This window comes from Acinetobacter qingfengensis (assembly GCF_008693185.1).
Classification (GTDB): Bacteria; Pseudomonadota; Gammaproteobacteria; order Pseudomonadales; family Moraxellaceae; genus Acinetobacter; species Acinetobacter qingfengensis.
In genome coordinates this window covers 127060-145083 of the sequence record NZ_VXKN01000002.1, presented here as the reverse complement: position 1 = coordinate 145083, position 18024 = coordinate 127060, and the positions used below count along the sequence as shown (strand labels likewise).

Sequence of the window (18024 nt, the reverse complement as noted above, 5' to 3'; positions counted from 1 at the left end):
TATATTTTTGCTAAGTTGGCTTATTATTTGCTAATTATAAAAATATCTATTTATTTAAAGTAATTGATTTGGTAATTTGTATATGGATAGTAATATTTATTTTGTATATGGATTATCCAGTGGTTATAAACTGGCTATGGAGGGGCATTATGAAAAATCCTATGACGTTTAGCCAACGTCTTTTACGTTGTAAACCAATTGATTATTTGGTACATGAAACTAAACAAAGTGGAAAGCAGTTAAAAAGATCATTAACGCTATTTCAGCTCACCAGTTTTGGTATAGGTGCAACTATTGGTACAGGGATATTTTTTGTATTGAGTGAACAGGTGCCTGTTGCAGGTCCTGCAGTATTAATTTCTTTTATTATTGCAGGCATTACTGCTGGGTTAACAGCTCTTTGTTATGCTGAACTCAGCTCCATGATTCCTGCTTCTGGTTCTTCATATTCCTATGCTTTTGCAACGTTGGGAGAAGGCGTGGCCTTTCTGGTTGCTGCTTGTTTAATTCTAGAATATGGTGTTTCCGCAGCTGCGGTTGCTATTGGATGGAGTGAGTATCTAAATAATTTGATCCATAATGTCACAGGTATTCATCTTCCACAGTGGATGCTTTCCGCACCAATTGTGGCAGATGGATATAAATTACATTTTGGTGGTGATGGTTTAATTAATTTGCCTGCAGCAGTATTGGTTTTTTTGTGTTGTTTATTATTGATGCGGGGTGTTTCAGAGTCTGCACGTACCAATGCGATTATGGTGATTGTCAAGCTGGTTGTACTGATCTTGTTTATCGCAATTGCTGCAACTGCTTTTGATTCGGATAATTTAACACCGTTTTCTCCACATGGTTTTGCTGGTATTAGTGCAGCAGCAGGCTCTATTTTCTTTACTTTTATTGGTTTGGATGCAGTTTCTACCGCAGGGGAGGAAATTGAAAATCCACGGCGAAACTTGCCTTTGGCAATTATTAGTGCCCTATGTGTGGTGATTATTTTTTATGTATTGGTTGCTTTAACTGCATTGGGGGCACAACAACAAGGTTTATTTGAAGGACAACAGGCTGGTCTGGCGGTTATTTTGCAAAATATTACTGGATCTGCATGGCCGGCAATTATTTTGGCAGCAGGTGCAGTAATTTCTGTATTTTCTATCACATTGGTGGTGCTTTACGGACAAACCCGTATTTTATTTGCAATGTCCCGTGATGGATTAGCACCTAAAATTTTTCATCGGGTTAATCCCAGAACATTAACACCCAATGCAAATACATTGATCGTTGCCTGTATCGTTTCAACAATTGCTGCATTTATCCCTGCTGATGTGTTGTGGGATCTCACTAGCATGGGAACATTAATTGCATTTACTGTAGTTTCTATTGGTGTCATGGTTTTACGCTATCGTATGCCTGATGCATCGCGCGGATTCAAGGTACCTTTTTTCCCAATGTTACCCATTTTAAGTATTTGTGCCTGTCTATATTTGATTGCTAGCCTTTCTGGTGTGGTTTATACCATTGCTGCCATTTGGGCAATTATTGCTGGGATTTATTATTTTTGTTTTGCAGCTAAAAATTCGGTACTAGAACAAGGTTCTGAAGCAAATATACACAGTCATGGAGATTAATATATGAAATTTTTAGTTGGTTACTCTAATGATGCCAGTAGTAAGGATGCTTTAAGGCTAGGTATAAGTCTTGCTGAAATGACTAGTGGTTCAGTTGTGATTTGTCAGATTGTGGTTAGATCTTTACAGGGATTGGCGTTGTCGAAAATCGATGAAGATTATAACCAATTCTTATGTGATCAGGCTCAGCATAATCTTGAACAAGCGAGAAACCATGTACCTGCCGGTATCACTGCGAATTATATTACACATACTGCGTTATCAATCAGTGATGGATTAGTACAAACAGCCAGAGATATCTCAGCTGATTGCATTGTTGTCGGGGGAGCACGTTCAGGTAAAAAAGGTCAATTTTATTCGGGTATGGTCGCAGGAGATTTATTGAATCATGCCAGATTACCAATTGCGCTTGCGCCTAGAAATTTTTATAAAAATGAAACTTTTCAAACACCTCTTGGTCGATTAAGCTGCGCATTTTCAGGATCTGATCGCGCTACTCATTTGGCTGTTGATGCAAGCGAATGGGCAGAAATTTTTCAAGTACCTTTAAGATTTGTGACTTTTGCAGTGCGTGACCGAGACATTACACCTACGGCTGCCGGTTTTGATGCAGAAAATATGGTCATTAATGAGTGGCGGGAACAAATTGAAGCAAAATATAAAGAACTAAGGCAAAGCTGGGACAGTGATGTGCCGATTAGCTTCGAGATTGGAGAAGGTGCGACATGGCAGGAATCCATTCGCTCCATTGACTGGCAGGCCTCAGAGTTACTGATTATTGGTTCAGGTCGGTCTGGCATATTACAACGCGTTTTTGTTGGTAACCACGCAGAAAAAATTATTCGCCATGCGACAGTACCAAGACTGATACTTCCTGCATCAAGCGAAATATCATCTTAATCTGGTCTGAAACTGTAGTAATCTCCAGAATTGCTGAAATATAAATATTTTTTATAAGAAAATAAATAAAATTTTCAGCAATTTGGAGAAGTATTCAGACATTTAAATAACTATTTAAGAATACTAATGATGTATCTCGCCAATCCATCTTTTGCAAATTTAAAACCAGATTATTTAAAAAAAAATTAATATTAAAAAATAAAAAATACTTATATTACAAATAATTGTGTTTTTTATGGTGAATATGCATCATACAATAAAGCACAATAAATGTTAGGAGACAATGTAGAAATAGCCAGTTCTTTTATTGCTGATCCGTCATATTCGGTCATCAAATAACTAAATAATTTGTGGCAAAATAGCAAGACTTATTGATGACCATAATGTCCAGTATTTTTGCTTGTATTATTTTTCTTTATGTTACTTGCCAGAGAGCGTGGCAATCGCATTGAATAATTTCAGGTACTGGAAATTTGGTACATCAATTTTTTTATTTTTAGATTTTTATTTTTTAATCCAGAGTTTTTGCCGTTGCAATCATGGATTTGGATGAAATTGTACTTCCCTGATCTGGGAATAAGGAGTTTTCATGAGCATTCGTATTACCGGTACAGGTGTATATACACCACCTGAAAGCATTACTAATGAAGAGTTGGTTGCTAGCCTCAATGCTTATGTAGAACGTTATAATCATGAAAATGCTGAAGCAATCGAACGAGGTGATATTGATGCCTTACGTGAGTCTACAGCAGAATTTATAGAAAAAGCTTCCGGTATTAAGCAGCGCTATGTGGTCGAAAAATCAGGTGTTCTGAATATAAACCGTATGATGCCGAATTTGCGTGAACGTGATAATGATGAATTATCACTACAGGCAGAAATGGGTGTAGAAGCAGCAAAAATTGCTATGCAAAAAGCTGGAGTACAGCCTGAAGATATTGATGTAGTTATTTTATCTTCACTTTGTATTCAACGTGCCTATCCTGCGGTAGCCATTGAAATCCAGACCGCTTTAGGAATTCAAGGCTATGCTTTTGATATGAATGTGGCTTGTTCAGCAGCTTCATTCGGTATAAAACAAGCTTATGATGCTATCAATGGTGGCGCTCGTCGGGTCTTGTTGGTGAATGTAGAGATCATGTCTGGTCAGGTAGATTACACTTCCAGAGATAGCCATTTTATTTTTGGTGATGTAGCAACAGCATCCATCATTGAGCAAACCGAGCATAAATCAGGTTTTGAAATCGTGGATTGCTATTTGCATACCCAATTTTCCAATAACATTCGTAATAACTTTGGTTTTTTAAATGCCAGTGAAAATGCCGTGCGCAATGACCGAATTTTCCGTCAGGATGGTCGTAAGGTATTTAAGGAAGTTTCGCCAATGGTGGCCAAAACCATTCAGGCACAGCTTGAACGTTTAGGTTTAGAAATTGGGCAAATCAAACGTTTTTGGTTACATCAGGCAAACTCCAATATGAATGCATTAATTTTAAAAATGCTACTGGGTAAAGAAGCTGAAGCGGAACGTATGCCGATCGTATTGGATGAATTCGCCAATACTTCATCCGCAGGCGTTATTATCGCTTTGGATAAAACATGGGATGAGGTTGCGGAAAATGAATTTGGTTTGCTATGTTCATTTGGTGCAGGTTATTCAATTGGTTCGATTGTTTTAAAGAAAATTTTTGCATAATAAGTGGTAAATGATGAGAAAAGTAGCTAAAAAGCTGCTTTTTTATTGTCATCATAAAATAAAATCAGTATAACTAGACTGACTATTAAAATCGTATAAAGCTTGCATAAGCGGGGGAAAGGAAATAATTATGGAGAATAAGACTGCAAGACTGACAATTCTAATTGATCCAGTCAAAAAGAAAGCATTTGAACAACTCTGTTCCCAACAGGACCTTACACCATCACAAGTCGTTCGGCAATTGATTCGAAGTTATCTAAAAGAACATGATGTAGATTATTTATCACAGCAAAATATAGACGACCCGTTGGTAGCAGAACATAAATAATTTATAACAAGGCTAAAATATCTTGTTACGCAATCAGAGATATTCTAGCCAATATCAATTAAGAGTTGTTAAGAATTGATCACATATTAAATATAAGCTTTCTATTTTTGCATGAAACACGACTAAATTAGATTTGTACTGCGTTAACCAGTTTTTCAATATTCATACTACTGTCGTCACTGGTTGCTTTGTCTAAGTCATGATTTTTCTGTTTTTCCATTACAAAGATTAAATCTCAACAAGCCCAAATATTTAGGACAAAAATTGCTGTACAGTTTTGTGCATTGGTGTTGTTGGTCGATTAATTAAGTGTTGTAAATCCTTACTTTCACTAAACAAACCATTTTGAGAAACACTTTCATCAGAGTCTGCTAACATGGTTGCCAGTGCTTCGGGTAATCCTGCTTTAATCAGAGTATTTTTGAATTCCTGTTCTGAAAGATCCTCATATTTTACTAATTTTCCCGAAACTTCACTTGCCCATTTTGCAACGTCATCCAGAGTGTAACTTTGGTCACCGGCCAGCTCATAGGTTTTATTGCCATGGCCTGTTTCAGTTAATATAACAGCGGCGGCTGTCGCATAATCCAGTCTTGAGGCGGAACTGATTTTGCCATGATGTGTTGCGCCAAAAATCGTTCCGTATTCCACTGCTTGAGGTAATGAGATTGCATAATTTTCACTATACCAACTATTACGCAGTAATGTATAAATCAGCCCTGATGTCTTAATTAAATGTTCAGTTGCAACATGTTCCTGTGCCAAAGCCAATGGAGATTGCTCCGCATTTAATATACTGGTATAAGCAATCTGGCTTACGTTTGCATTTTTGGCAGCATCAATGACATTTTTATGTTGTGGTATCCGCTGACCAACTTCACTGGAAGAAATTAATAGCAAATGTGTGATGCCTTTAAGGGTTTCTGAAAGTTGATCAATTGGATTCGTATAATCGAAAGCCCGAGTCTCAATACCTTGTTGCTCGAATGTCTGAGCTTTTTGCGGATCACGTACCAGCGCAACGATATTGTCTTGATGTGTACGACTTAATAGCTGCTCAATAACCAATTGTCCAAGTTGACCAGTTGCACCCGTAACTGCAATTTTCATAAAAGTCTCCATATCTTCCGTTAAAAAAGTTTTGTTGTCGGATTTCATCATAATTGCTAAACTAACTAAAAGTAAGTACTTACCTAAAAGTAAGTGTGGACGTGATTAGGGTCTTTTTGTAAATGAATACAGATCAACATTTAAAAGGGCGTGTCCTTGCCCAAGATTGCCCATCCAGACAGATATTGTTGAATTTAACCAGTCGCTGGGGTGGTTTGGTATTAATTTCATTACGTGATTGCACCCTGAGATTTAGTGAATTACGTCAGGGGATTGGTGGAATAAGTGAAAAAATGCTGGCACAAACTCTAAAAGCACTTGAGCAAGATGGATTTATTCATCGTGAAGTGTATCCCGAAGTTCCGCCACGAGTTGAATATTCTTTAACGGCCTTTGGGATAGAGGCTGCGGAACGTTTTTTTCATTTCACATCATGGCTTGAAGAAATGCTGCCTGAAATTTTGGCCAATAGAACTCAAGACCTTTAAATAGCCTTTTCATCTGTGTTTAATACTCGAGAAACAGATAAAATTATGGCATACTATACCGCTTTTGAATTGAGGTTGAGGATTGGACTATGCGCTTTGTAGATGAAGCAGTCATTACGGTAGAAGCTGGCGATGGCGGCAATGGCGTAGCCAGTTTTCGCCGAGAAAAATTTGTACCTTTTGGTGGGCCAGATGGTGGTGATGGTGGACGTGGCGGTAGTGTGTATCTAGTTGCTGATGATGATACCAGCACTTTGGTAGATTATCGTTATACTCGTCGTTTTCGTGCAGAACGTGGTAAAAATGGTGCAGGTGCGAACTGTACTGGCCGTGGTGGCGAAGATGTTTTCCTGAAAGTTCCAGTTGGTACAACGATTGTAGATATTGAAAGTGGCGATATTATTGGTGATTTGATTAAAGATGGTCAGCAAGTTGTGGTTGCCGGTGGTGGGGATGGCGGATTAGGAAATACACATTTTAAATCTTCAACCAATCGGGCACCACGCAAATTTACTTCAGGTGGTAAAGGTGAAATCCGTGAAATCCGTCTGGAGCTTAAAGTACTTGCCGATGTTGGTTTATTAGGAATGCCAAATGCTGGTAAATCAACCTTTATCCGCGCAGTCAGTGCTGCGAAACCCAAAGTTGCTGATTATCCATTTACGACAATGGTGCCAAATTTAGGTGTGGTAGACGTGGATCGCCATCGCTCTTTTGTCATGGCAGATATTCCAGGATTAATTGAAGGTGCAGCTGAAGGTGCAGGACTTGGGATTCGTTTCTTAAAACATTTGGCGCGCACCCGAATCCTTTTACATATTGTGGATGTTCAGCCTATAGATGGATCTGATCCGGTTTATAACATCAAGGCAATTCTCAATGAACTGGAAAAATTTTCACCAACATTATCACAATTACCAATTGTATTAGTTTTAAATAAACTGGATCAACTTGACGACGATACTCGTGATGAATGGTGTCAACATATTCTTGATGAATTACAATGGGAAGGTCCGGTATTTAAAACTTCAGGTTTGCTTGAAGAAGGTACTAAACCTGTCATCTATTATTTGATGGATCAAATTGAACAGCAAAAAGAGCTCGAACAGGAAGATCCGGAATATGCTGCAAAATTACAAGCATTCCGTACCCAACTTGAAGAAGAAACGCGCGAACAAACCATTGCTGCAAAAGAAGCTTATCGTGCCAAACGTAAAGCACAGCGTGAAGGTCAGGACATTGATGATGACTTTGACGACTATGATGATGACGAAGATGATGTTGAAATAATTTATGTACGGGACTAATACGTTCTGTATAGCTGGATTGAATAAATGATTGAAGTAACTGGCAATAAGCGGATATTATCCAATTGTAAACGACTCGTGGTCAAAATCGGCTCAGCCTTATTAACTGCCAATGGACAAGGGCTAGATTTGCAAGCCATTGCTCATTGGGCAGGACAAATTGCAAAACTCCACCAGCAAGGACATGAAATTATTCTGGTATCCTCAGGCGCAGTCGCAGAAGGTATGGTGCGGATGCAGTTTGAACAACGTCCCGATGATTTACCAAGCTTACAGGCCTGTGCTGCTATCGGACAAATGGGATTGATCCAGGCATGGTCAAGCATACTGGAACAACATCATATTCAAACAGCGCAAATTTTATTAACACATGATGATTTAACGGATCGCCGCCGTTATCTCAATTCATGTGATGCACTGAATCACTTAATTGAATGGCATGTTATTCCGGTTATTAATGAAAATGACACGGTCGCAACAGATGAAATTCGTTTTGGTGACAACGATACCTTGGCTGCAATGGTTGCTGCACAGGTTCACGCTGATTTATTGGTTATTCTTACAGACCAACAAGGCATGTTTGATTCTGATCCACGTAGCAATCCAGATGCAAAATTGTTATCAACTGTGCGGGCACTGGATGAAAAACTGTTTGAAATGGCTGGTGGTGGTGGTACGCTAGGGCGTGGTGGTATGGTAACTAAAGTTCGTGCAGCACGTTTGGCAGCAAAATCTGGTTGTCCGACTTTAATTGCCAGTGGCGAAAGCGAACAGGTACTTACACGCTTAATGTCTGGTGAAATTTTAGGCACATTATTTACTTCAGATAATGATCGTATTACTGCACATCAGCAGTGGCTGGCTGCACACCTACAGACAGCAGGTCGTGTGGTTATTGATGAAGGAGCAGTCAAAGCCATTAAACAAAATCATCGTAGTTTATTGCCAGTTGGTGTAAAAGCTATAGAAGGCCATTTTGAACGAGGTGATGTCGTTGAATGTGTTGACCAACAAGGTCGTAGAATTGCCGTTGGACGTATCAATTTTAGCTCGCGATCTGCAGATATTGTGAAAGGTTTGGCTTCTGATAAGGTTAAGCAGGTTTTAGGTGAGGCGCGTTCTTTGGAAATGATTCACCGTAATCACATGGCAATTTACTAATAAAACCAACAGAGCTTGAATTTTATAAAATTCAAGCCATAATTTTTTAATTTAGTTTATTAAATCAGTTATTTAAGTTTATTGTTTTTATATCATTCACACATTATTTTTTGCTATTTTTTACCTGAAAATCTAAATTATTAAAAATATCCGTTAAATTTACATTGTTGGTTTGCGGGTGCTCATCCATTAAAATATTGGCATAATCTTCTAAATGTTCTTCCATTAAGGATGTAGCTAATTTATCATCTCCTTTTTCAATTGCATCCAAAATAGCTTTGTGTTCTTCAACCGAACAATTGTTATGTTTAGGAATTTCATACATTCCGATAAGTAAAGATGTTCGCGCAATTAGTGTTTGTAAATAATTAGTGACTATACTATTTTGATTAACCTCACTTAAACGAATATGAAACTCGCCAGAAAGCTTAATCCATTCTTTCCAGTAACCAGATTTACGAACTTCTGCTTCTTGATTGACCAAATGTCTTAGAGGATTTAAATCGATACATCTGGCTTTACGTGCGAGTTTTTTAACAGTTTCGATTTCTAACATACTACGGGCTTCAAATATTTCTTTGGTTTCTTCTAAGCTATAGGTGGCAATTAATGCACCACGATTGGGCTGAATTTCAATGACTTTATCATGTGCCAATCTAACAAACACCCGACGTAACACCCCTCGGGTTACACCAAATGCCTTACACAGGGGAGCTTCTATAAGACGTGTTCCCGGTTTAAGCTGACGATTTAAGATTGCATCTACGATAGCATTATACACATGTTGGTCTATGTCATCATTACATATTTCTGTGTCTTGTTTTGGTGCGTTAGATGACATTACATTCTCCATAATAAAAATTTTGCACTGGATGATATGGCAAAGGAGACAAATACATACAGCAATTTATATGATAATTCTGGAATATTTTTTTATTTACTGCCAGTCATTTTTGCTTATCGCTTAATCATTTATCACTATGAATTGTAATAATTTAAAACTGCTAAATGTATTGCACATCAAAAAGTTAAGAAATTTAAAAGATCTAAAATATTTTATAAAAATTTCTTCCAGAGGAATCATTTTATTTTTATGGCATCTTTTTTGCTTAAATAATATTGTACACAATTTTCATTATGTATTGTCAACAATATGTAGTTAATTCAACTATAAGCTGAAAACACTTTGGGATAAAATTATGTTTGTACAAAATCAGTTGCTTTTATTAGATATATTCTTAATTTGTAAAATTACCGGTCATATCAATTTTAATACCACAGTAAATGACATCTTGGATAAAGAGACTTCTTTTGTAAGTCATGAATTAGAGTTAAAAAACAGTGAGTTATTCGTATGATGAATGAATCAGAAGCTGTGATTAAACCTTCTTATGATCCGAAGTTAACCAATAGTGATTTGGCACCATTGAAAAAACAGACTTGGGGATCGTACAATATTTTTGCTTTCTGGATGTCGGATGTACACAGTGTCGGTGGGTATGTCACTGCGGGTAGTTTGTTTGCATTAGGTTTAAATAGTTGGCAGGTATTAATTTCTTTGTTAGCTGGCATTGTAATTGTACAGTTCTTTACCAATTTAATTGCCAAATCCAGTCAACAAACCAGTGCACCATTTCCTGTCATTTGTCGTGCTACGTTTGGTGTACAAGGGGCAAATATTCCTGCGGTTATCCGTGGACTTATTGCAGTGGCATGGTATGGAATTCAAACTTATTTGGCTTCAAGTGCCTTTTTATTGGTCATTCTCAAGTTTTTTCCGGAATATAGCAGATATGCTGATGTGAACCAATATGGCTTGCTTGGTTTGTCTTATCTGGGCTGGATCGGTTTTATGCTGATGTGGGTATTACAGGCAATAGTTTTCTGGAAGGGCATGGAGGGTATTCGTAAATTCATTGACTGGGCAGGGCCTGCTGTATATGTAGTTATGTTTGCCATGGCTGTTTGGTTAATTTATGAAGCAGGTTGGAGCAATATTGATTTTAATTTGTCAGGAGTAAAATATCAAGGATTGGAAGTCGTACCAGTCATGATTGGTGCAATTGCACTGATAGTTTCTTATTTTTCTGGTCCAATGTTAAATTTTGGCGATTTCTCTCGTTATGGCAGGTCTTTTGAAGCAGTAAAATTTGGTAATTTTCTTGGTTTACCGATTAACTTTTTATTTTTCTCTATTCTTACTGTTGTGTGTATTGCTGCAACCTTACCAATTTATGGACAACTGATTACCGATCCGGTTGAAATGGTGGGTAAACTGGACAATACCGCTGTAGTGATTTTGGGTAGTTTAACGTTAATGATTGCAACAGTCGGCATTAATATCGTGGCAAACTTTGTTTCTCCTGCATTTGATTTTTCTAATGTTGCACCCAATAGAATTAGCTGGCGTACAGGCGGCATGATTGCTGCGATCGGTTCTATCTTTATCACACCTTGGAATTTATTTAATAATCCGCAAGTGATTCATTACACCATTGATATTCTGGGTGCTTTGATTGGTCCTTTATTTGGTATCTTGCTGGCAGATTTTTATGTAGTGAAGAAGCAAAAAATTGTTGTAGATGATTTATATAGTATGAATCCTAAAGGCAGTTATTGGTATGAAAATGGATATAATAAAAAAGCCATTTATACTTTGATTCCTGCTGCATTGATCCCAATTATGGGGGTATTGATTCCACAATTGTCTATAATGGCAAACTTTTCATGGTTTATCGGGATGGGACTTGGTTTTGTGATTTATATTGTATTAATGAGAAAAAAATAGTGCGGAAGCAAACAGCCTGCCAAAAAATATGATTCTTTTGACAGGCTAAAATTCTCAATATATAGATATCACATTTAAGTCAGCTGTGTACGTATTCAAGAGAGTCTATGAACACTATTGTGACAATGTTGTATTGCAGCAGTAGTTGGCTGTTTTTGAAAATGTGAAATAAGTATTAGATTGAGTTTAGTATCAAAAAAGCTGTTTTATTTAAGCTAAAACCAGAGATAAAAATAGTTTATTTACTTTGGGCTATACATAATTGTTGGAAAATTTAAATATGCGTATACAAGTGATTAATCCAAATACGTCTTTAGCAATGACTGTTTCCATCGGGAAAAGTGCAGAAAAAGTTTCGGCAGAGAATACAGAAATTATCGCGGTGTCTCCAGAGCAGGGTGTGCCGTCGATAGAAGGTCATTATGATGAAGCCATTTCTGCCTTAGGCATATTAAAACTGGTGCAACAGGGACGTGAGCAAGGTGTTGATGGTCATGTGATCGCCTGTTTTGGTGATCCAGCTTTGCATGCTGCACGCGAAGTCGCTAATGCACCTGTGATTGGGATTGCAGAAGCTGCTTTTCACATGGCGACATTGGTTTCGACCAAATTCTCAATTGTCACCACACTGAGCCGTACTAAAATTATTGCTGAACATCTTTTACATCAATACGGTTTTGTACATAAATGTGCAAAAATTCGTTGTATTGACTTGCCAGTTCTGGATCTGGAAAACAACGAACAGCAAACTTATCAAAAACTATTGGAAAACTGTCTGGCTGCAAAACAACAAGATGAGATTGGTGCAATTGTGCTTGGCTGTGGTGGTATGGCAAAACTTGCCGAACGTATTGCCACAGAAATAGACATTCCGGTGATCGATGGTGTAACTGCTGCGGTAAAATTAATTGAAGCCTTACACGGATTGGGTATCAAAACCAGCAAATGGGGAGATTATAATTATCCTGAAAAAAAATAAGGAATCAGTTAACAATAATGTATATGTTGCGATAATGTTCTATTAAAATGGTAATTTATATTTACGTTAACACTTTTTATTTTTAATATAAAGGATATATAAATAGAATTTATTTAAATTATATATCCTTTAAAAAGATCATCTTAAGTAAATATAACTAAAATATAAGGAGAGAAATTAATTTCTTAATTGGATCGATATTATATTGTAATCGGCATTAAGCCCTTCACAATATCCTGAAATTCTGATCCATTTAGCCAGAAAGACTTTTTAAGAAATAAGGTGGTCATAATGCTTTCGGCAACTTCAGCATCAGAATGTTGGCATAATAAACCGTAGCGTTCACCCATTACTGTATTATTTTCGATAAATTGGATAAAATAAACCTGACGTTCATCAGCATAACCCAGAATTGCATCACGTTGAATATTCATATTCACTCTCCCTATCAGGACAGGTTGCAGATAAATTGATCTTTTAGATGTATTGTTATGTAAAAAATTAGGTTCGTCAACTTGAATTTGTAACGATTTCAAGTTAAATTAATTTTATCCAATAAAACATCCTGTTAGGAGTAATCATGTCTACAAGTAAGAAAGTTGAGCATGGTGGTGCAAGAGCTAATTCAGGACGTAAGGCACAATTTCAGGAACCTACAAAGGTTATTCGTGTTCCGGAATCGCAAGTGGATTTTATAAAAAAATGGTTACTGCAAAATGTCAAAACCAATGATTTTACTGATGTTCATCATAATATAAAGATTTATCCGGTACAGCCTGATCCAAATAAAATTTATCATATTCCACTTGCCACAGAGCGTGTTGCAGCAGGTGTGCCATTACCTTTGCAAGACCATATTGAACAGGCGTTGGATTTAAACCAATATTTAATTCGCAATGAAAATGCCACATTTATTGTCAAAGCAAACTCTTTATCGATGTTGGATGCAGGTATTGATATTGATGATCCTTTAATTGTGGATCGTAGTCTTCCTGCCAAGGCAGGAGATATCATTATTGCCATGATTGATAATGAATTTACAGTTAAACGTCTGATGATTGACCATCATTTTGAACCTCCAAAGATCTGGTTAAAGGCAGAAAATTCAGAGTTCCAAAATATTTATATTGAAGAGGGACAGGAAATGATTATTTGGGGAGTTGTAACTTATAATTTAAAACGTATGCGTTAACTATTAAACTTTATTAGTGTCACAGATTAAAAACCAAGTCATTTTACTGATGAACATTTGATATTATAACGTTGTTTATAATCATTTAAAATGAAATTCATTTGTTCAAGTAAAGATTTTTGGTCTGTATTTTTAGGAGATAATTTCAGTAAAGCTGGAATATATTGTTGTGTATACAGATTTGGATAGTCTTGACAAATAATTTGATGACGTAAATTTTGTGATGTATTGGAATCTTCGATTTGATCCATAAATGCACTAATTTTCTGATCGGCTTGATTGAATTGTTGCTGATTTGATATTGTTGATGGTGTTGTTTGCTTATTGTCGGCTGCTTGAGTTGCCACACCATTAATGGTTTCGACGGTAGAATGATAAGCAGTGGATGCAGATGTATTTTGCTGCTGAGGTTGTTGTTCATCCGGTTTCTGGCAAGCAGATAAAATTATACTGAGCGCAAATAATGACAGAATATTTTGTTTTTTCATCTATTGATTCCTACTTGATAATTCTAGGTTTTTTAATTACAAAAATTAAATATTAGTCATTTTATTATAAACTTTCTTCGAAATGATATTGTTTAAATTGTTTAAAAATAAACTTTAATTGATCGTTATTTTGATGACTCACCAGGATTTTTTGATAAATAAATAAAAAATGTTTCTCTTGAGGAGCAAGTTTCTTGCGCTGACAAAAAGTAAAATATTGACTACTTTGGATAATGGCTGGTGTAAATTTTACAATACGTTGAAGACTCATGTTATTGTGTTTTAACAGCATAATCTTTAATAAATTAGCATAATTTTCTTGTAAAGTTGTATAGTGAAATTTAGCATGATTTATTTCATCTTGAGTAAGATATTTAAAATGTTGATGAATTTGCCATGCAATATTTAATATTGCTTGAATAATCTGATATTGTCGGTATCGCCTAAGGTCTTTATTCGTGATAATTTTTAAACGGGATAATTGCATATTATGCTGTAAATCAGCCAGCTTGACTTCACAAGCCAATGGATTAAGTTTAGTGCGTTGTGCTGCTTTAAAACGATTTTCATCAGATCGTTTGGTCAATGCGATAATGGCTGTTACCACATGTGCTTGAAAACCCATTTGAATTAAATCATTTACTGTAATTTCTGTATCTTCTAAAATATCATGTAGTACAGCAACGATTTTGGCGTCTGTTGATTGCACTTGTCGCATCACATTTAATGGATGCAAAATGTATGGTTGTCCGGCTTTATCAACTTGCTGTTGATGTTGGCAAATTGCAAGTTTAATGGCGTGTTCTAACGCATTTATCATAATTTTTACAAATTATATTTATATCAGATTTAATGGTTAAGGTTATTTCACCTGTGTGAAAGTCTGAATATTCCTTCGCACAGGTATGAGGATCATATTAATGTGTTTTTAGAAAACATTGATATAGGTTTATAGAGAAGTTTTACTAAGGCCAAAACTTTCACGTAATAATTGAGCCAGTTGTTCTCGAGCTTTGATAAAACCATCAATCCCACCTTGTAATAACTGAAATGCCATTAAGTCTTTTTCCAGTTGTTGTTTAAAACTGGATTGATCTAATGCATCAAGTTTTATAGGATTTGCCTGTTGTGCTTTTTCAGCAGAAAGTTGAGCAATTACAGGGTTTTGTTGCTCAGATAACTGTTGTAATAAATTTGGGGCAATGGTAAGTAGATCACAGCCTGCCAATGCTAGAACTTGTTCAGTACTGCGGAAACTGGCACCCATGACTTGAGTTTTAATCGCATTTTGTTTGTAGTAGGTATAAATTTTTTGTACAGACAGTACTCCTGGATCAGCGTCAATTGGATAGCTTTGTTTATTTTCAGACTTTTTATACCAATCCAGAATTCGGCCCACAAAAGGAGAAATCAGAGTAACTCTGGCATCCGCACATGCCTGTGCTTGATGCAGACCAAATAATAAGGTCAGATTACAATGTATACCTTCACTTTCAAGATGTCTGGCAGCCTGAATACCTTCCCATGTTGATGCAATTTTTATCAGAATACGATTGGTATCAATATCAAATTTTTTATAAAGCTCAATAAGGTCATAAGCTTTTTCAATAGTTGCCTGGGTATCATAAGAAAGACTGGCATCGACTTCCGTGGAGACTCGACCATCAATATATTTTAGAATTTCTACTCCAAATTTAACGGTTAAAATATCAATCGTTCTTTCAATTAGTACATCATCTTCATAATTTTCAGCTTTTGCTAATTCATAAGCTTGTTCAATCAAGGTACGATTCTGTGGTTGATTGGCTGCTGCGGTGATCAGTGATGGATTGGTCGTTGCATCCAATGGACGAAATTTTTGTACCGCATCCAGATCACTACTGTCCACAACGATGGTGGTAAAGTGTTGCAATTGTTCGAGTGAAGTTGTCATATAGTTTATTGCTTTGTGAACGAAATTCGTTTTATGTATAGCATAATTCAATGAATTTTTCACAATGTAAATATCAACACTTTTTGCGAAAAATGTATCTTTTAACTCGTGATAATCATGGTCTAAAAATGTTTTAATATAAAAATCTTAAATTGAAAAATATTTATTTTTGATATAAATCAAATATTTAATTTATTTTTGCTGATCTATAATTAACTGATATTATGCTTGAGTCAATCGTAATAATCGGTTTATGATTTGGGTTACTGCTTATAACTTTACAATTAAGGATACAATAATGGCTACAGATCCACAATTTCCAGCACCTGAAAATCTTGGTATTGCTGTTTATGCCAACAATGCTGAAGCCATAGGTAACACACCTTTGGTTCGTATTAATCGAGTGGTGAATGGTTCGGCGACAGTTCTTGCGAAAATAGAAAGCCGTAACCCTGCATTTTCAGTAAAATGCCGTTTAGGTGCAGCTTTAATTGCTGATGCTGAACAGCGTGGAGTATTAAAAGCGGGTATGCACATTGTAGAACCTACCAGTGGTAATACAGGAATTGCATTGGCATTTGTTGCAGCAGCAAAAGGTTATCCAATCACATTGACTATGCCGGCAAGTATGAGTCTAGAGCGTCGTAAAATCTTAAAAGCATTGGGTGCCAATTTGGTGTTGACTGAAGCAGCAAAAGGCATGAAAGGTGCCGTTGATGAAGCTGTACGTTTAGTTAGTGAACAGCCTGATGTCTATTTTTTGCCACAGCAATTTGAAAATCCCGCCAATCCTAAAATCCATGAAACAACAACAGGACCTGAGATCTGGCAGGCAACGGGTGGTAAAGTTGACATTCTGGTATCCGGTGTAGGAACGGGCGGTACAATTAGTGGAATTTCACGTTATTTTGAACAAGTAAAACAGCAAGTATTATATTCTGTTGCGGTTGAACCTGCGGAATCTCCTATTATTGGTCAAGCAAAACGTGGCGAAACACTGACTCCTGGACCACATAAGATTCAGGGAATTGGTGCAAATTTTATTCCTAAAAATCTTGATCTTGATTTGGTCGATGAAGTGATTGCCATAAAAAGTGATGATGCTATTGCATTTGCACGACAATTGGCAACACAGGAAGGAATACTTGCGGGAATCTCCAGTGGTGCTGCAATTGCCGCAGCAGAGCAACTGGCACAGAGACCTGAAAATGCAGGAAAAACTATTGTGGTGATCTTGCCTGATAGTGCAGAACGTTATTTGTCATCTGTATTATTTGAAGGTTTATTTGAAGACATTTAAATTATATTGAGTTAGCAGCTTTCGGGCTGCTTGTTCATGAAGACTTTGTTTTATATCGTTAATATCACAGAAAATTTAATTAAAGTATGCTAAGTTAAATCATCCGTCTAAATATGTATTTAAGACTCCATGAAAAAGACAGTTTTATCAATAATTTGTATTTTATGTTCTTCTGCAATTTGGGCTGAAAATAATGCGCCTGTGCAGGCAGAAGGCCGCCAACAAAATAATGCTGATAATCAAGGCAGTATTAGTATTATCAATAGACCTGAAATTGTAGGTTTATGGGGCATGGATATTCCTAACAATAAACAATGTGTAGAGTATTATAACTTTCGTGGTAACAATGAAGTTGTAGTAAAAAGCGCACAAGAATGGTCAATTGGGCAATATCAATATCAGGCACCTAATAACCGGGCTGAAGTTTTGCCGATGTTAATCATGCAAATCAAATATGATAATAATGAAAAAGATTGTTCAGGGATTCAGGAAGATCAAACAGGGCAAATTCAACAATTTTTTGTCAAATGGATTAATCCGCAAAAAATTGAATTTTGTGGTACAGAAAAAGGGCAACAATGCTTTGCAATATTAAACAAACAACTCCCATAAGATATTGATGAGAGTTGTTAGAAAATGTCTTTTTAGTAAATACCCGCAAATACCGATTAGAAATTAAAAGGGCTTAAACAATAATGTAAGCTCTTTTAAGCGATCAAATTATCAATT

At 36.4% G+C, this 18024-nt stretch carries 17 protein-coding genes and 1 pseudogene; 12 read left to right on the top strand and 6 right to left on the bottom strand.

Features of this window, described 5'->3' with window-relative positions:
- Positions 1-149: 149 nt before the first annotated feature.
- The 4 genes from F4V57_RS03220 to F4V57_RS03205 all read left to right on the top strand — a co-directional run bounded on the left by F4V57_RS03220 (position 150) and on the right by F4V57_RS03205 (position 4549).
- Complete coding sequence (locus F4V57_RS03220; protein ID WP_070070775.1) at positions 150-1625, top strand: amino acid permease; 1476 nt, start codon at positions 150-152, stop codon at positions 1623-1625.
- 3 nt (positions 1626-1628) lie between these two features.
- On the top strand, positions 1629-2525 hold the full coding sequence (locus tag F4V57_RS03215) for a universal stress protein (RefSeq protein WP_070070774.1): 897 nt from the start codon (positions 1629-1631) through the stop codon (positions 2523-2525).
- A gap of 589 nt (positions 2526-3114) precedes the next feature.
- Positions 3115-4221, top strand: coding sequence for a beta-ketoacyl-ACP synthase III (locus F4V57_RS03210; protein WP_070068909.1), 1107 nt, complete (start codon positions 3115-3117; stop codon positions 4219-4221).
- A 130-nt stretch (positions 4222-4351) separates the two neighbouring features.
- Complete coding sequence (locus tag F4V57_RS03205) at positions 4352-4549, top strand: CopG family transcriptional regulator (protein WP_070068908.1); 198 nt, start codon at positions 4352-4354, stop codon at positions 4547-4549.
- 252 nt (positions 4550-4801) lie between these two features.
- On the opposite strand, the gene F4V57_RS03200 is transcribed toward F4V57_RS03205, so the two are convergent.
- Positions 4802-5659, bottom strand: a complete 858-nt coding sequence (locus F4V57_RS03200; protein ID WP_070068907.1) for an SDR family oxidoreductase — start codon at positions 5657-5659, stop codon at positions 4802-4804.
- Positions 5660-5781: 122 nt separating this feature from the next.
- Between F4V57_RS03200 and F4V57_RS03195 the strand changes: the two genes are divergently transcribed.
- From F4V57_RS03195 to proB, 3 genes are all read left to right on the top strand, one after another.
- Positions 5782-6147 carry a winged helix-turn-helix transcriptional regulator gene (locus tag F4V57_RS03195; protein ID WP_070068906.1) on the top strand — a complete coding sequence of 122 codons (366 nt, stop codon included), beginning with the start codon at positions 5782-5784 and terminating at the stop codon, positions 6145-6147.
- Positions 6148-6236: 89 nt separating this feature from the next.
- On the top strand, positions 6237-7454 hold the full coding sequence (gene cgtA / locus F4V57_RS03190; RefSeq protein ID WP_070068905.1) for an Obg family GTPase CgtA: 1218 nt from the start codon (positions 6237-6239) through the stop codon (positions 7452-7454).
- 27 nt (positions 7455-7481) lie between these two features.
- Entirely contained in the window at positions 7482-8615 is a 1134-nt protein-coding gene (gene proB / locus F4V57_RS03185) for a glutamate 5-kinase (RefSeq protein ID WP_070068904.1), read from the top strand.
- A gap of 103 nt (positions 8616-8718) precedes the next feature.
- Here proB and F4V57_RS03180 read toward each other — a convergent pair whose 3' ends face one another.
- Entirely contained in the window at positions 8719-9456 is a 738-nt protein-coding gene (locus F4V57_RS03180; RefSeq protein ID WP_070068903.1) for a GntR family transcriptional regulator, read from the bottom strand.
- Between the two features lie 516 nt (positions 9457-9972).
- Here F4V57_RS03180 and F4V57_RS03175 point away from each other — a divergent pair.
- Both F4V57_RS03175 and F4V57_RS03170 read left to right on the top strand, forming a co-directional pair.
- A complete protein-coding gene (locus tag F4V57_RS03175) occupies positions 9973-11403 on the top strand; it encodes an NCS1 family nucleobase:cation symporter-1 (protein ID WP_070068902.1) in 1431 nt (476 codons plus the stop codon).
- A gap of 280 nt (positions 11404-11683) precedes the next feature.
- A complete protein-coding gene (locus F4V57_RS03170; protein WP_070068901.1) occupies positions 11684-12382 on the top strand; it encodes an aspartate/glutamate racemase family protein in 699 nt (232 codons plus the stop codon).
- Between the two features lie 200 nt (positions 12383-12582).
- Here F4V57_RS03170 and F4V57_RS03165 read toward each other — a convergent pair whose 3' ends face one another.
- Positions 12583-12816 (bottom strand): hypothetical protein, encoded by a 234-nt coding sequence (locus tag F4V57_RS03165; protein WP_070068900.1) that lies wholly within the window; start codon positions 12814-12816, stop codon positions 12583-12585.
- Between the two features lie 146 nt (positions 12817-12962).
- Here F4V57_RS03165 and F4V57_RS03160 point away from each other — a divergent pair, with 146 nt between their 5' ends.
- Positions 12963-13574 (top strand): LexA family protein, encoded by a 612-nt coding sequence (locus F4V57_RS03160; RefSeq protein WP_070068899.1) that lies wholly within the window; start codon positions 12963-12965, stop codon positions 13572-13574.
- A 38-nt stretch (positions 13575-13612) separates the two neighbouring features.
- Here the strand turns inward: F4V57_RS03160 and F4V57_RS03155 are convergent, their stop codons facing one another.
- From F4V57_RS03155 to tal, 3 genes and pseudogenes are all read right to left on the bottom strand, one after another.
- The gene (locus tag F4V57_RS03155; RefSeq protein ID WP_070068898.1) at positions 13613-14062 is read right to left on the bottom strand and encodes a hypothetical protein; all 450 of its coding nucleotides are present in this window, start codon (positions 14060-14062) and stop codon (positions 13613-13615) included.
- Between the two features lie 406 nt (positions 14063-14468).
- A pseudogene (locus F4V57_RS14740) lies at positions 14469-14879 on the bottom strand (HD domain-containing protein); the annotation flags it as partial.
- 132 nt (positions 14880-15011) lie between these two features.
- The gene (gene tal, locus F4V57_RS03145; RefSeq protein WP_070068896.1) at positions 15012-15995 is read right to left on the bottom strand and encodes a transaldolase; all 984 of its coding nucleotides are present in this window, start codon (positions 15993-15995) and stop codon (positions 15012-15014) included.
- 298 nt (positions 15996-16293) lie between these two features.
- On the opposite strand from tal, the gene cysK reads away from it, so the two are divergent.
- Positions 16294-17295, top strand: a complete 1002-nt coding sequence (cysK, locus tag F4V57_RS03140) for a cysteine synthase A (RefSeq protein ID WP_070068895.1) — start codon at positions 16294-16296, stop codon at positions 17293-17295.
- Positions 17296-17424: 129 nt separating this feature from the next.
- Complete coding sequence (locus F4V57_RS03135; RefSeq protein WP_070068894.1) at positions 17425-17907, top strand: hypothetical protein; 483 nt, start codon at positions 17425-17427, stop codon at positions 17905-17907.
- The last annotated feature ends 117 nt before the right edge of the window (positions 17908-18024 follow it).